The 15,660-nt window shown below is 64.6% G+C and carries 12 protein-coding genes; 11 read left to right on the plus strand and 1 reads right to left on the minus strand.

Features of this window, described 5'->3' with window-relative positions; genetic code table 11:
- Positions 1–12: 12 nt before the first annotated feature.
- From sthA to QA645_RS43115, 3 genes are all read left to right on the plus strand, one after another.
- Positions 13–1,401 carry a Si-specific NAD(P)(+) transhydrogenase gene (sthA, locus tag QA645_RS43105; RefSeq protein WP_283047270.1) on the plus strand — a complete coding sequence of 463 codons (1,389 nt, stop codon included), beginning with the start codon at positions 13–15 and terminating at the stop codon, positions 1,399–1,401.
- 270 nt (positions 1,402–1,671) lie between these two features.
- Positions 1,672–2,907 (plus strand): LLM class flavin-dependent oxidoreductase, encoded by a 1,236-nt coding sequence (locus tag QA645_RS43110; RefSeq protein WP_283047272.1) that lies wholly within the window; start codon positions 1,672–1,674, stop codon positions 2,905–2,907.
- A 140-nt stretch (positions 2,908–3,047) separates the two neighbouring features.
- Positions 3,048–4,424, plus strand: a complete 1,377-nt coding sequence (locus QA645_RS43115; protein WP_283047273.1) for a cytochrome P450 — start codon at positions 3,048–3,050, stop codon at positions 4,422–4,424.
- A gap of 275 nt (positions 4,425–4,699) precedes the next feature.
- On the opposite strand, the gene QA645_RS43120 is transcribed toward QA645_RS43115, so the two are convergent.
- Positions 4,700–5,539 (minus strand): glucose 1-dehydrogenase, encoded by an 840-nt coding sequence (locus QA645_RS43120; RefSeq protein WP_283047274.1) that lies wholly within the window; start codon positions 5,537–5,539, stop codon positions 4,700–4,702.
- A gap of 194 nt (positions 5,540–5,733) precedes the next feature.
- Between QA645_RS43120 and QA645_RS43125 the strand changes: the two genes are divergently transcribed.
- From QA645_RS43125 to QA645_RS43160, 8 genes are all read left to right on the plus strand, one after another.
- Complete coding sequence (locus QA645_RS43125) at positions 5,734–6,699, plus strand: sensor histidine kinase (protein ID WP_254135136.1); 966 nt, start codon at positions 5,734–5,736, stop codon at positions 6,697–6,699.
- 297 nt (positions 6,700–6,996) lie between these two features.
- Positions 6,997–8,733 (plus strand): EAL domain-containing protein, encoded by a 1,737-nt coding sequence (locus tag QA645_RS43130; RefSeq protein WP_283047276.1) that lies wholly within the window; start codon positions 6,997–6,999, stop codon positions 8,731–8,733.
- Between the two features lie 103 nt (positions 8,734–8,836).
- Complete coding sequence (locus tag QA645_RS43135) at positions 8,837–10,279, plus strand: sigma 54-interacting transcriptional regulator (RefSeq protein ID WP_283047278.1); 1,443 nt, start codon at positions 8,837–8,839, stop codon at positions 10,277–10,279.
- A gap of 334 nt (positions 10,280–10,613) precedes the next feature.
- The gene (locus QA645_RS43140; protein WP_283047280.1) at positions 10,614–11,798 is read left to right on the plus strand and encodes a substrate-binding domain-containing protein; all 1,185 of its coding nucleotides are present in this window, start codon (positions 10,614–10,616) and stop codon (positions 11,796–11,798) included.
- Positions 11,799–11,955: 157 nt separating this feature from the next.
- On the plus strand, positions 11,956–12,732 hold the full coding sequence (locus tag QA645_RS43145; protein ID WP_283047282.1) for an ABC transporter ATP-binding protein: 777 nt from the start codon (positions 11,956–11,958) through the stop codon (positions 12,730–12,732).
- Positions 12,729–13,451 (plus strand): ABC transporter ATP-binding protein, encoded by a 723-nt coding sequence (locus QA645_RS43150; RefSeq protein WP_283047284.1) that lies wholly within the window; start codon positions 12,729–12,731, stop codon positions 13,449–13,451. The genes QA645_RS43145 and QA645_RS43150 overlap by 4 nt, the downstream gene beginning before the upstream one ends.
- Complete coding sequence (locus QA645_RS43155; RefSeq protein ID WP_254196097.1) at positions 13,448–14,458, plus strand: branched-chain amino acid ABC transporter permease; 1,011 nt, start codon at positions 13,448–13,450, stop codon at positions 14,456–14,458. Before QA645_RS43150 ends, QA645_RS43155 begins: the two co-directional genes overlap by 4 nt.
- Entirely contained in the window at positions 14,455–15,540 is a 1,086-nt protein-coding gene (locus QA645_RS43160; RefSeq protein ID WP_283047286.1) for a branched-chain amino acid ABC transporter permease, read from the plus strand. Before QA645_RS43155 ends, QA645_RS43160 begins: the two co-directional genes overlap by 4 nt.
- Positions 15,541–15,660: the final 120 nt, after the last annotated feature.

Raw genomic sequence — 15,660 nt, forward strand, 5'->3', positions numbered from 1 at the left:
GAAGCACGTCCGATGTACGACTACGACATGGTGGTGATCGGCTCGGGCCCGTCGGGGCGCCGGGCCGCGGTGCAATGCGCCAAGCTCGGCAAGGCCGTGCTGGTGGTGGAGAAGGGCCGGCGGGTCGGCGGCGTCTCCGTCCATACCGGCACGATCCCGTCCAAGACGCTGCGCGAGACCGTGCTCAATCTCTCCGGCTGGCGCGAGCGCGGCTTCTACGGCCGCTCCTACCGGGTGAAGCAGGACATCGCGGCGAGCGATCTGATGACGCGGCTGCAAAAGACCCTCGACCACGAGGTCGAGGTGCTCGAACATCAGTTCAGCCGCAACCTGGTCCGCACCGCCAATGGCGAGGCGCGCCTGGTCTCGCCGCACGAGGTCGAGATCACGAGCGCGATCGGCGAAACCAAGGTGGTATCCGCCGCCTTCATCCTGATCGCCTGCGGCACCCGCCCGTTCCGGCCGGACTACGTGCCGTTCGACGGCGCGACCGTGCTCGACAGCGACGAGATCATCGAACTGCCGAAGCTGCCGCGCAGCCTCGCCGTCATCGGTGCCGGCGTGATCGGCGTCGAATACGCCACCATCTTCAGCGCGCTCGACGTGCCCGTGACACTGATCGAGCCGCGGCCGACCTTCCTCGACTTCATCGACAAGGAATTGATCGACGAGTTCATGCACGAGCTGCGCGACCGCAATGTCGCGCTGCGGCTGGGCTCCAAGGTGACGTCGATCGAGAAGACGGCGCAAGGCATCGTCACCAACCTATCCGACGGGCGACACGTCACCACCGAAATGCTGCTGTTCGCGGCCGGCCGCGTCGGCGCCACCGACCGGCTCAATCTCGAAGCCGCCGGCATCGTCGTCGACCATCGCGGCCGCATCTCGGTCGATCCCGTGACGCTGCAGACCAGCGTGCCGCACATCTACGCGGCCGGCGACGTGATCGGATTTCCGAGCCTCGCCTCCACCTCGATGGAGCAGGGCCGCGTCGCCGCCTGCCACGCGCTCGGCATGGAGCCGCTGGCGCCGCCGGAATTCTTTCCCTACGGCATTTATTCCGTGCCGGAGATCTCGACCGCGGGCCTCACCGAAGAAGAGGTGCGCACGCGCGGCATTCCCTACGAGGTCGGCATCGCGCGCTTCCGCGAGACCTCGCGCGGCCACATCATGGGGCTGAACAGCGGCATGATGAAGATGATCTTCTCGACCAAGACCCGCCGCCTGCTCGGCGTGCACATCCTGGGCGAAGGCGCCACCGAGCTGATCCATATCGGCCAGGCCGTGCTGAACCTCAAAGGCACGATCGACTATTTCATCCAGAACACGTTCAACTATCCGACGCTGGCGGAAGCGTACAAGATCGCCGGCCTCGATGCGTGGAACAGGATGACGCGGTAGTTCTTACCTCGCCCCGCTTGCGGGGAGAGGTCGGAATTCAAACGCAGTTTGAATTCCGGGTGAGGGGGTACAGGTCTCACGACTATCTCACGCGTGGAGAGAAGCCCCTCACCCCAACCCTCTCCCCGTAAGAACGGGGAGAGGGAGAAGAGACAGCGTCAGCACATAGCTGCATTCCGCTGCGCGGGACATCGCGCGATTGCGTTCGCGGCATCGGGCACGTAGCCTCTGTCTACCTAAAAACAGAAAATATCAGCCGGAGAGAACGCCATGGCGCGCCTGAAGTTTGGAGCCTTTCTTGCCCCGCATCACCCGATCGGGGAGCATCCGATGCTCCAGTTCCGGCGCGATCTCGACCTGGTCGAGCAGCTGGACGCCCTCGGCTATGACGAGTTCTGGTGCGGCGAGCATCACTCCTCCGGCTGGGAGATGATCGCCTCGCCCGAGATGTTCCTGGCCGCGGCCGGCGAACGCACCAAACGCATCAAGCTCGGTACCGGCGTGGTGTCGCTGCCCTATCACCATCCGTTCAATGTCGCCCAGCGCATGGTGCAGCTCGACCACATGACCGGCGGCCGCGCCATCTTCGGCTCCGGCCCGGGCGCGCTGGCCTCCGACGCGCACACGCTCGGCATCGATCCGATGACGCAACGCGACCGGCAGGACGAGGCGATCGCCGTGATCCGCAGGCTGTTCAACGGCGAGCGCGTCACCGCCAAGACCGACTGGTTCACCATGAACGACGCCGCGCTCCAGCTGCTGCCGCTGCAGGAAGAGATGCCGTTCGTGGTGGCCTCGCAGATCTCGCCTTCGGGCATGACGCTCGCCGGCAAATACGGCATCGGCATCATCTCGCTGGGCTCGATGACGACGCAGGGCCTGATGTCGCTGCAGCAGCAATGGCAGTTCGCGGAGGATGCCGCCAAGAAGCACGGCACCACGGTCAGCCGCGCCGACTGGCGCGTGCTGCTGACTTTCCACATCGCCGAGAGCCGCGAGCAGGCGCGCAAGGAGGCCGGCGCCGGGCTGATGCGCTGGCACAACGAATATAATGTCGGCACGCTGCAGCGGCCGGGCCTCGAGGCGTTCGCCTCGCCCGACGAGGCCGTGGACAAGACCGCCTTCGTCGAGGGCGCGGCCTCGACCATTGGCACGCCTGACGATCTCGTCAAAACCATCAAGAACGTGATGGACGTGTCCGGCGGCGTCGGCGCCATCATCGGCTTCGTGCACGACTGGGCCAATCCGGAAGCGACGCGCCGAAGCTGGGACATGGTCGCGCGCTACGTCGTGCCGGAGATCAACGGCTACATCGATGGCCTGCGCAAGTCGCAAAAATTCGTGATCGAGAACCGCGCGATTTTCGAGCGCGCCGGTCAGGCCGTGATGGCCAAGATCATGCAGAATGAGAAAGCGGCCGAGGCGTTGAAGGTCACCGGTCCAGGCCGGGTCGCGATTCCCGCCGTCAACGCCCCGGATTTGCAGAAGGAAGCAGCCAAGCGCTAGGCTCCTGCGCTACGCATGTAACGACGTTCACAAGCAGGATATCCCGGCCTGTGCTATGCTGCCGATGATCGGCTTGGCGCAGGCCGTATTGTTGCCGCGGTCGCGCGATTCCTGTCGGTCAGCCAACCGGAGCATTCGTCATGTCGATGCAGAATGTGGCCTCGCCTGAGCTCGCCTACACCGCGCCCAAGCGGAATCAGCTGACGCATATCCCGGGCGACGAAGGCTGGCCGATCATCGGCAAGACGTTTCAGGTGCTCGCGGACCCGAAGGGGCATATCGAGCGCAACGGCGCCAAATACGGGCTTGTCTATCGCACCCATATTTTCGGCGAAACCAACATCGTGCTGCTCGGACCCGAAGCGAACGAGCTCGTGCTGTTCGACCAGCAGAAGCTGTTCTCGTCGACCCACGGCTGGAACAACGTGCTTGGGTTGCTGTTTCCGCGCGGATTGATGCTGCTCGACTTCGACGAGCACAGGCTGCACCGCAAGGCGCTGTCGGTCGCGTTCAAGTCGGGGCCGATGAAGTCCTATCTCAGCGATCTCGACCGCGGCATTTCGGCACGCGTCGCGCAATGGAAGGCCAGGCCCGGCGAGATGCAGCTTTATCCGGCGATGAAGCAGCTCACGCTCGATCTCGCGGCCGCGTCCTTTCTCGGCGCCGATATCGGGCCGGAGGTCGACGAGATCAACCGCGCCTTCGTCGACATGGTCGCGGCCGCCGTCGCGCCGATCCGCCGCCCCCTGCCCGGCACCCAGATGGCGCGCGGCGTCAACGGGCGCAAGCGCATCATCGCCTATTTCCGCGAGCAGATCCCGCTGCGTCGCGGCAATCACGGCGGCGATGATCTGTTCTCGCATCTCTGCCGCGCCACCCATGAGGACGGCGCACTGCTCTCCGAGCAGGACATCATCGACCACATGAGCTTCCTGATGATGGCGGCGCACGACACGCTGACCTCATCGCTGACGTCCTTCATCGGCGAGCTCGCCGCCAATCCGGACTGGCAGAGCAAGCTGCGCGCGGAGGTTCTCGCGCTCGGGCTCGCTCCTGGCGCGCCGAGCAGCTTCGACGATCTCGAAAAGATGCCGCTGACGGAGATGGCCTTCAAGGAAGCGCTGCGGATCAAGCCGCCGGTGCCCTCGATGCCGCGCCGCGCGATGCGCGATGTCACCTTCAAGGGCTATACGATCCCCGCAGGCACGGCCGTCGGCGTCAATCCGCTCTTCACGCACCACATGAAGGACATCTGGCCGGAGCCGGATCGGTTCGATCCCTTGCGCTTCACCGAGGAAGCCCAGCGCAATCGTCACCGCTTCGCCTGGGTGCCGTTCGGCGGCGGCGCGCATATGTGCCTCGGCCTGCACTTCGCCTACATGCAGGCGAAATGTTTCGCCCGGCACTTCCTGCAGAACATCGAGGTGTCGCTGGAGCCCGGCTACAAGCCGGACTGGCAGATGTGGCCGATCCCGAAGCCGAAGGATGGGTTGAAGGTCAGGATGCGGGCGGTTTGAGTTCTCGTGTCCCGGACGCGCGAAGCGCGAGCCGGGACCCAGAATCTTGCGGCGCATTACTCCTGGTGAGATGGGCCCAGGCTCTGCAGCGCACCGCTGAAGAAGCGCTGCGCCGCGTCCGGGGCACGAGACCCTTGTATCCGGCGATCGCAGAACTCGTAGGGTGGGCAAAGGCGCGGAGCGCCGTGCCCACGATGTCTTGCGGATAGGAAGTCGTGGGCACGGCGCGCGAAGAGCGCGCCTTTGCCCACCCTACGGCACCGTCGCTGTAGCTTCTACGCGCCCCCGTCGAACGCCTTGCGCAGGGCCGACAGGCCTTGCTGCTGCTGGGTCCAGTTGCGGCCGCCGGTAACAGCTCCGTCGACAACGAGATCATGGCCGTTGACGAAGCTGGATTCGTCGCTGGCCAGGAACACCGCGGCATGGGCGATGTCGTCGGGCAGGCCGGCGCGCGGGATCGGCTGCGCGGTCTTGTAGACGTCGCGCAACATGGCAGGCGTCTGCTCGGCAGCATCGGTCGAGAGCCCCAGCGCCTTGCCGAAGATCCCCGTCGCGATCGCGCCGGGCGAGATCGAGTTGACGCGCACGTTGGATTCGCCGAGCTCCATCGCGACGCATTTGGTCAGATGAATCACCGCAGCTTTGGCCGCTCCGTAAACCAGCGAGGACGAATAGCCGGCGAGACGGCCGGCGATGCTGCCATTGTTGATGATGCTGCCGGACCCCTGCTTCTTCATGTGGGGCGCGGCGTGCTTCATGCCGAGCATGACGCTGCGCACCAGCGTGGCCATCGCCGCGTCGAAGCGCTCGACCTCGAGGCCCTCGATGCCGCCGGTCTGCGCCGGGCCGCCGGCATTGTTGAACAGGCAGTCGATCCGGCCGAATTTTTCGACCGCGAGCGCGATCAGCGCCTGCATCTGCGCCTCGACGGTCACATCCGTCTGGCGGAAGACACAGGAAGCGCCGAGTTGCTTCGCCAGCGCCTCGCCTTCCGGTATACGGCGGCCCGCGATCACAATTTTGGCACCTTCGGCAACGAAGACTCCCGCGGTACGCAATCCAATCCCGCTCGTTGCACCCGTGATCACCGCAACCTTGCCGTCAAGCCTGCCCATGGAATGTCCCTGTTTTCGAATGATTTGAAGCCAAATGGCGGGCACCGATCGATGACGTCTCCACGACAATCGGCGCCGCAACAATCACTATTCCTGCCGGCTCCCGACAAGGCAAGCTTTGCTTGCGCATGCGAGATGCGTAACATCATGGCCCGTCTGTCGATTTTCGGACGTCTTTCGCAACCGGGCTGCGCATGGGGAAGCTGATCGACGAATTCCGCAAGGGCTGGAAGGGCGAGGCACCGCCATCGCTCGGCCTGAGCATTGCGTTTGCGGTGGCCTGCGTACTGGTCGCGACCGTGGCGCGCTGGGGGCTCTCGCATGTGCGGCCCGACGTCTTCTTCACGCCCTATTTCCCCGCCGTGTTCTTTGCAGCGGCCTTTGGCGGCTTGCGGATCGGCGTGGTGACGGCGCTGGTCGGCGGCGTGCTCGGTGTCGTCGTGAATTTCGGCGATGCCTTTGCCGATCGCGCGCGGTTCGCCCTGCTGACACTTTATTGGGGCGTCTCTGCGCTCACCATCTGGGGCGTCGAACATTATCGTACGATGCTGGCGGAGCAGCGCCGGATCTCCAAGCGCCTGATCGAGGAAGAAGACTATCGCAAGGTCCTGGTCGACGAGCTCCAGCACCGGCTGAAGAACAAGCTGTCGACCGTGCACGCCGTGCTGCACCAGGTGCTGCATGACCAGCCGCAGGTCTGGGCCCGGATCGATCCGCGGCTGCGCTCGCTGGCCGCGACCGACGACCTGATCTCGCGGATCGATAAGGCCGGCTGCGACATCCGCGATCTCCTGATCTCCGAGCTCGGCCCTTATGGCCACGTTCGCTTCACGCTCAACGGCGACCGGCTGTTCCTGCCGCCGAAACTCGCGGTGACGCTGTCACTGATGTTTCACGAACTTGCCACCAATGCCGGCAAATACGGCGCGTTCTCCTCGCCTCGCGGATTGCTGCAGGTGTCATGGACCGTCAGCGACGATCGCCTGAACATCACGTGGGACGAAACCGAAGGACCGAGCATCGACAAGATCTCGGAGCCCGGTTTCGGCACCAAGCTGCTGAAGTCGGCGCTGTCAGCCTTCGACGGCAAGACCGAGGTCTCGTATCTGAAGACCGGGCTGCATTGCACGATGCAATGTCGCATTCCCAAGAGCGAATGAGATCACCTCTCCCCAGCGGAGAGAGGTGGACTGACCCCGGAGCTCACATCGATTCAATCGATCAACATGATGCCGTTAGCTTCGCCGCAAACGAAAGAGACCGCACTCTTCGCTCGCGCTTTCGCAGGCGCTGTTGACCTTCTGTTAATGACGATCGGCGGCGCAGCTCGCAACGCCACAAGTTTCTTCCAAAACACCCCCGTATTTCTGCGGACCCCTTAACCAAACCTAAGAGGGAACTGCGCATGATCGCGTGCATTGCAAAGGCGCGCTGAAACAACAAGATTCATGAATTCTATGAACGACAATGCATATAACGGCGCGAGTGAAGCCGAACTCGGATTCCTCAAGGAAATCGTTAGAATGCTGCCTGCCGGCCTGACCGTGCAGGACGCGCAAGGCAAACTTCTCCTGGTTAACGATGTCGCGGCCGCCCAGCTCGGAATGGACGGGAGCCGTCCGTCACCCGATCTCGCACAGCGCCGCGAGGCCTGCGAGCGCGCGCTGAGGGCCGGACAGCCGGTCACCTCCGAAGAAGCGCTGCAGGACGGCGCCGCACGGCAGGTGCTGCTGACCACCCATCGACCGATCCAGTTCGCCGGGCGCGAGCTCTTGATCTCGGCCTCCGCCGACATCACCGAACAGAAGAATTTCGAGGACCAGCTGTTTCGCTCGGCCTATTTCGACGAGCTGACCGGCCTGCCCTCGCGGCGCGTGATCGAGCATCGCGCCAACGGCCTGCTGGCGCGCAATGGCAGCGGCGAACGCTTTGCGCTGGCCTTCCTCGACGTCGACAATTTCAAGCACATCAACGACTATTACGGCCACGCCGTCGGCGACGCGCTGCTGGTCGAGCTCTCGAAGCGGCTCGGCCGCGACCTGCGCGATTCCGACATGTTGTCGCGCATCTCCGGTGATGAATTCCTGTTGCTGCTCTCCCCGATCCAGAGCCAGGAGGAAGTCGCCGAATTCATGCAATCGACGCTGGAGCGGCTGACCGCGCCGTTCTTCATCGACAATTCGGAACTCTTCGCCTCCACCTCGGTCGGCATCAGCCTCTATCCCGACCACGGCCGCAGCTTCGAGACACTGCGCCAGAACGCCGACATCGCGATGTACCGCATCAAGAACGACGGCAAGGGAATGGCCGCGTTCTTCGACGCCGGCATGGAGCGCGAAGCCCTGGCGCGAATGAAGATCGAACAGTCGCTGCGGCTCGCCATTCTCGAAAAGCGCTTCTGCTGCGCTTTCCAGTCCAAGGTCGACATCCGCACGCAAGCCGTGAAGGGCATCGAGGCGCTGGTGCGCCTGCGCGACGACGAGGGCGTGATCCAGGCGCCGGGCTCGTTCATCAATCTGGCGAGCGAGCTCGGGCTGATCGACGAATTGACCCATCTCGTGCTGGCCGAGATCGTCAAGTCGATCGACCTGATCAACGACACCTTTGGCGCGGAAGCGACCATCAGCATCAACGTCGCCGCCAAGCAGGCCGGCAATCCCGAGTTCATGCGGACTTTCGCCCAAGCGCTCGAAGATACCGGCTTTCCCCAGCGCTTCATGATCGAGGTGACCGAAGAGGCCTTCGTCGCCGGGAATCATTTCCAGAACGAAATCCTGCCGATGTTCCGCAAGCTCGGCGTCGGCATCTCGATCGACGATTTCGGCACCGGCTATTCGTCGCTGTCGGCACTGGCCGATATCACCGCCGACGAGATCAAGATCGACCGCTCCTTCATCACCGACATCCATAAGCGCCCGCGCAGCCAGGGCATTTTGCGCGCGATCGAGTCCTTGAGCGAAGCGCTCGGCATGACCGTCATCGCCGAGGGCCTCGAATCCTACGAGGAACTCGCCTATCTCCAGGCCGCGACCAAGATCCGCTACGCGCAGGGCTATTATTTCGCCCGGCCGATCTTCCTCGAGGAACTCAAGCTCGCCACGCCTGCCTCGAGCGAGTCCCGCGGCAGCGTCTCCGCCCGCCCGATGCAGCACAACCGCCAGGGCTATTCGCGGGCAAGCGGGTATCGGCGGTAAGCGCGCTCTGTGTGTGGCATCAGCGTTAACCCCGTCACACCGATTCCCCTTTGAAATTGCTGCACTTTTGGTAGTAATCAGGCGGACCTCCCCGAGGCACGCCATGTCACCTACCTCCTCCGACGCCAGCGATCCCGCCTATGTCCGCGCGCGGGCGATGGTGACGCTGTTCGAGCGGCTGGAGCATCTGTGCGAGGGCGCGATCGCGATCGATCGCAGCGGACGGGTCATCTACGTCAATGAGAAGTACTTGGCCTCGCTCGGCCTCAAGCAGACCGCGGAGGCGATCGGCCGACCGATCGAGGAGATCATCCCGAACAGCCTGATGCGGAACGTCGCCGAGAGCGGCGAGCCGATCCTGCTCGACATCATGGAGCTCGGCGGCGAGCAGCTCGTGGTGACGCGCATGCCGATCGAGGACGAGGAGCGCAATGTCATCGGCGCGATCGGCTTCGTGCTCTATGACCACATCGAAAGCCTGAAGCCGCTGCTCGCGCGCGTCACCCAGCTCGAGGCCGATCTGAGGCTGGCGCGGCGTCAACTGTCCAACGCCCGCGCGGCGCGCTTCACATTGGCGGATTTCGTCGGCACCACGCCGGCAATCGCGCAGGCCAAGGAATTCGCAAAACGCGCGGCACGGCAAAGCGTGACCGTGCTGCTCACCGGCGAGACCGGCACCGGCAAGGAACTGTTGGCGCAGGCCATTCACAACGCGTCCTCGCGCGCCGACAAGCCGTTCGTGAGCGTCAACGTCGCGGCGATCCCGGAGACCTTGATCGAGTCCGAGTTCTTCGGCACCGCGCCCGGCGCCTATACCGGCGCCGATCGCAGGGGGCGCGAGGGCAAATTCCGCATCGCCGACGGCGGCACGCTGTTCCTCGACGAGATCGGCGAGATGCCGCTGCAATTGCAGGCGAAGCTGCTGCGCGTGTTGCAGGAGCGCGAGATCGAGCCGCTCGGCTCGGACAAGATCACCAAGGTGGATGTGCGCGTCATTGCCGCGACCAATGTCGATCTACGCAAGCGCGTCAGCGATGGCGCGTTCCGCGCCGATCTGTATTACCGCCTCAACGTGCTCTCGATCGACCTGCCGCCGCTTCGCAAATGCCTCGACGATCTGCCTGAGATCTGCGCGCGCCTGATCGAGGACATCGGCGCCTCCGGCGACTTCGTCAATGCGAGGATCACGCCGAGCGGATTGTCGGCGCTCGCGCGCTACGACTGGCCGGGCAACGTCCGCGAGCTCCGCAACATCCTGGAACGCGCACTCATCCTGAGCGATTCCGGGCGCCTGACCGGCGACGATTTCGCGCACATCCTGCCGGTCAGCGCCGACGCACACCCCGCACCGGCGCAGCGCATGACCGGCTCGGTCGTGCCCTATGCCGAAGCCGAGGCGGAGTTCGAGAAGCAGACGCTCGAACACGCGCTCGCCGCCAGCAACGGGCAGATCACGGAGGCCGCGCGCATGCTGCGGATCTCGCGCGCGACATTCTACAAGAAGCTCGCCAAGTTCGGACTGGCCTCGGGATCGCCGCCCGTCTGAGTTTCGAGACGGGAGATGTCTGGAGTCTCGGACTCCTGACATCCCGACTCCGGCTCTCGCCTGCGGCCTCGCCGGCGTTTATGCCGCATTTTCAGCCGCTCGCGCACAAAGCTCCGCGTCTGGCGCGGGGCTTGCTCTGGGCCTGCGAGAGGAAACGCATGGGCTGATGCAAAACGCGGCATCGCGACTTCGCGCGCGCCGCGTCTGCACCACGCGCACGTCAACAGACTGTCACATGCACCTCATGCAAGCTCCGGCGGAAGGTGGAATTGCAATGTCTGCACATGTGTGCAAATCGCTGTGACCAAGGCAGTTCATTCAGGGAGGACCCACCGTGCGTCGATCGCTCATTCTCACAGCAGCCATCATGGGCTTGGCCGCGAGCAGCTCCGCGCGTGCCGATGACCTCAAGGTCGCGCTGATCTACGGCAAGACCGGTCCGCTGGAAGCCTATGCCAAGCAAACCGAAACCGGCCTGCAGATGGGCTTTGAATACGCCACCAAAGGCACCATGATGCTCGACGGTCGCAAGATCGTCATCGTCACCAAGGACGACCAGGGCAAGCCGGACCTGTCGAAGGCCGCGCTCGCGGAAGCCTATCAGGACGACAAGGCCGACATCGCGATCGGCACGACCTCGTCGGCGGCGGCGCTCGCCATTCTCCCCGTCGCCGAGGAGAACAAGAAGATTCTGATCGTCGAGCCCGCGGTCGCGGACCAGATTACCGGCGAGAAGTGGAATCGCTACATCTTCCGCACGGCGCGCAACTCGTCGCAGGACGCGATCTCCAACGCGGTCGCGATCGGCAAGCAGGGCGTCACCGTCGCGACGCTGGCGCAGGACAACGCCTTCGGCCGCGACGGCGTCGCCGCTTTCCGGGATGCGCTGGCCAAGACCGGCGCGACACTCGCGGCCGAGGAATATGCCCCCGCCAACACGACCGACTTCACCGCCATCGGACAACGCCTGTTCGACGCGCTGAAGGACAAGCCGGGCCGCAAGATCATCTGGATGATCTGGGCCGGCGCCGGCAACCCGCCGTCCAAGCTTCAGGACATGGACCCGAAGCGTTACGGCATCGAGCTCTCGACCGGCGGCAACATCCTGCCGGCGCTCGCGGCCTATAAGGGCATGCCGGGCATGGAAGGCGCGACCTATTACTACTACGACATCCCGAAGAACCCGGTGAACGACTGGCTCGTCGCCGAGCACCAGAAGCGCTTCAACGCGCCGCCGGACTTCTTCACCGCGGGCGGCTTTGCGGCTGCGATGTCCGTCGTCGCCGCCGTCACCAAGGCGAAGTCGACCGATACCGAGAAGCTGATCACGGCGATGGAAGGCCTGGAGTTCGACACGCCGAAGGGCAAGATGGTGTTCCGGAAAGAAGACCATCAGGCGCTGCAGAGCATGTATCACTTCAAGGTCAAGGTCGATCCGAACGTGGCCTGGGCCGTGCTCGAGCCGGTGCGCGAGCTGAAGATCGAGGACATGGACGTTCCGGTCAAGAACAAGCGCTGAGTTGCCACCTCTCCCATAGGGAGAGGTCGCGCCGAAGGCGCGGGTGAGGGGTTTCGTCCTCTCGTGGGACCTGAGCCCCCTCACCCGATTTGCTGCGCAAATCGACCTCTCCCCTCCGGGGAGAGGTGAACCGAGAGACCCAACCCGGCTTGCAAGAATGACGCTGACCCTCGAGACCCGCGATCTCACCATCCGCTTCGGCGGCCATGTCGCAGTCAACAACGTCACCTGCACGTTCCGCCCCGGCGAGCTCACCGCGATCGTCGGGCCGAACGGCGCCGGCAAGACCACCTATTTCAACCTGATCTCGGGCCAGCTCCGCGCCTCCGCTGGCCACATCCTGTTCGACGGCACCGACATCACGGGCCACTCCGCGCCGCTGCGGACCCGCGCGGGTCTCGGGCGCGCGTTCCAGCTCACCAATCTCTTCCCGAACCTGACGGTCGAAGAGAACGTCCGCCTCGCAGTGCAGGCCGCCTCCGGCACCCATTACGACATGCTGCGGCCCTGGATGGTCCGCCGCGACCTGATCGCGCGCGCCGATGCCATTCTCGACCAGGTCGCGCTCGGCAATCGCCGCGGCGTCGCCGCGACGGTGCTGTCGCATGGCGACCAGCGCAAGCTCGAGGTCGCGCTGATGATCGCGCTCGAGCCGAAAGTGTTCATGTTCGACAAGCCGACCGCCGGCATGAGCATCGACGAGGTGCCGGTCGTGCTGAACCTGATCGCGCAGCTCAAGCAGGACAAGAGCAAGATCATCCTGCTCGTCGAGCACAAGATGGACGTGGTCCGTTCGCTCGCCGACCGCATCATCGTGTTGCATAACGGCCAGCTGGTCGCCGACGGGCCGCCGGCCGAAGTGATCGCCTCGCCGATCGTGCAGGAAGCCTATCTCGGCGTGTCACCCAAGAAAGCGTCAGAGGGCGCAGCATGACCGATCTCCTCAAACTCTCCGGCGTGCACACCCATATCGGCCGCTACCACATCCTGCAGGGCATCGATCTCACGGTGCCGCAAGGGCAAGTCACGATGCTGCTCGGCCGCAACGGCGCCGGCAAGACCACGACGCTGCGCACCATCATGGGTCTGTGGCAGGCCTCCTCCGGCGAGATCAGCCTCAGTGGCGAGCGCATCGAGAGCCGCGCCACGCCCGACATTGCGCGTCTCGGCGTCGGCTATGTGCCGGAAAGCATGGCGGTGTTCGCCGATCTCACGGTGAAGGAGAATCTCGTCCTCGCCGCCCGCGACGCGCCGATGGACGACAAGCAGCTGGAATGGATCTTCGGCTTCTTCCCCGCGCTGCGCCGGTTCTGGCTGTCGCGGGCGGGCAGCCTCTCGGGCGGTCAGAAGCAGATGCTGTCGATCGCGCGCGCGATCATCGAGCCGCGCAAGCTGCTATTGATCGACGAGCCGACCAAGGGGCTGGCGCCCGCCATCGTCATGGCGCTGATCGAGTGCCTGAAGGAGATCAAGCGCAAGGGCGCGACGATCCTGCTGGTCGAGCAGAATTTCTTTGCCGCCCGCGAGCTCGGCGACAATGTGCTGGTGATGGACAACGGCACCATCGTCCACCGCGGCGAGATGGCGGCCTTGGCCTCCGACGTACCATTGCAAGAGCGGCTGCTCGGCCTGAGCCTGGAGGCACATCAGTGACTGACCTCGCCGCCACCGATCCGCTGCCCAAGCCGAAGCGCGACATCGCACCGATCCTGCTGCCGATCGCGCTGGCGCTTCTCGTGATTCCGCTGATCGGCTCGCCCTCAACCTGGCTGACGTTGACCGCGGCAAGTCTCGCCATGGGCATGATGATCTTCATCATGGCCTCGGGGTTGACGCTGGTGTTCGGCCTGATGGACGTGTTGAATTTCGGCCACGGCGCTTTCATCGCGGTCGGCGCCTATATTGCAACGCTGGTGTTCGCGCCGTTCGCCGCCTCCGTGCAGGCGGATTCGCTGTGGGTGAACCTCGCGGTGCTGGCGCCGGCGGCACTGCTGTCGATGGCGGTCTCCGGCGCGCTCGGCCTGGTCGTCGAGCGCGTGCTGATCCTTCCCGTGTACGGCCAGCACCTGAAGCAGATCCTGATGACGACGGGCGGCCTGATCGTCGCCGAGCAGACGCTCTATGCGCTGTGGGGGCCGCAGATCATCCCGATGCCGCTGCCGACCTCGCTACGCGGCTCCTTCATCCTCGGCGACGTCGCGATCGCCAAATACCGCGTGCTCGCGACGCTGATCGGGCTTGCCGTCTTCATCGCGATCCAGCTCGTGCTCAACCGCACCAAGCTCGGCCTTCTGATCCGCGCCGGCGTCGAGAACCGCGAGATGGTCGAAGCGCTCGGCTATCGCATCCGCCGCCTGTTCCTCGGCGTGTTCATGACGGGCTCGGCGCTCGCCGGCCTCGGCGGCGTGATGTGGGCGCTCTATCGCGAGCAGGTCCACGCTTCGATGAGCGACGAGCTCACCGTCCTGATTTTCGTCGTCGTCATCATCGGCGGCCTTGGCTCTATCGGCGGCTGCTTCATCGGCGCGATCCTGGTGGCGATGGTTGCCAATTACGGCGGCTTCCTGGTGCCGAAACTCGCTCTCGTCTCCAACATCCTGCTGATGGTCGCCATTCTGATGTGGCGGCCGCGCGGCCTCTATGCGGTGACCAGCCGATGATGATCCTGTCGGGCGATCCGCCGCGGAGCCGCGTGCTCACACTCGTTCTCGTCGTCATCATCCTGGCGCTGGCGGCAACGCCGTTCCTGTTCCCCGGCGCGAAAGCGCTGAACGTCGCCGCCAAGATCTGCGTCTTTGCCGCGCTGGTCGCCTCCTACGATCTGCTGCTCGGCTATACCGGCTCGGTGTCGTTCGCCCACACCATGTTCTACGGCATCGGCAGTTACGCCATCGCGATCGCGCTCTATGGCATGGGTCCGAACTGGGCCGCGGTCGCCACCGGCGTCGTCGTCGGCCTGCCGCTCGCCGCGCTGCTGGCGCTGGCCATCGGCCTGTTCTCGCTGCGGGTCGCCGCGATCTTCTTTGCCATGATCACGCTCGCCGTCGCCTCCGCCTTCCAGGTGCTGGCCTCGCAACTGTCCTGGCTCACCGGCGGCGAGGACGGGCGCAGCTTCCAGCTGCCCGAGCTATTGCGCCCCGGCACGGTGCTGATCTCCAAAAACCTGTTCGGCTTCGAGATCAACGGCCGCATCCTCACCTTCTATCTGGTGTTCGCCATCTCGGCGCTGATGATCCTAGCGCTGCTGCGCGTGGTGAACTCGCCGTTCGGCCGCGTGCTGCAGGCGATCCGCGAGAACCGTTTTCGCGCCGAGGCGCTCGGCTTCCGCACCGTCTTCCACCTCACCTACGCCAACTGCCTTGCGGCCCTGGTCGCCGCCAGCGCCGGCATCCTGAACGCGCTATGGCTCCGCTATGCCGGCCCGGACACCTCGCTGAGCTTCTCCATCATGCTGGACATTCTCCTGATGGTGGTGATCGGCGGCATGGGCACGATCTACGGCGCGATCATCGGCGCCACCATCTTCATCCTCGCCCAGAACTATCTGCAATCGCTGATGGGCGTCGCCTCGAAGGCAGCGTCGGAGGCCGGCCTGCCGCTGCTGCCGGGATTGCTCCATCCCGACCGCTGGCTCCTCTGGCTCGGGCTCCTCTTCATTGCCAGCGTCTATTTCTTCCCGACCGGCGTGGTTGGGCGGCTGCGCCATTGCGGAGGCGACAAGAGCGCGGGCGCCTCGCATTAAGCTTCGATTAACGATGCAGCGCAGCGCGTCGTGCAGGCGACGCACAACCGTGGCGTGACACGACACGGTTCCCGCGGGAGTGGATATCCGTAGTATTCCGCAACCGGTTTAAGCCATGGG

The organism is Bradyrhizobium sp. CIAT3101, from assembly GCF_029714945.1.
In the GTDB taxonomy this organism is placed as follows: domain Bacteria; phylum Pseudomonadota; class Alphaproteobacteria; order Rhizobiales; family Xanthobacteraceae; genus Bradyrhizobium.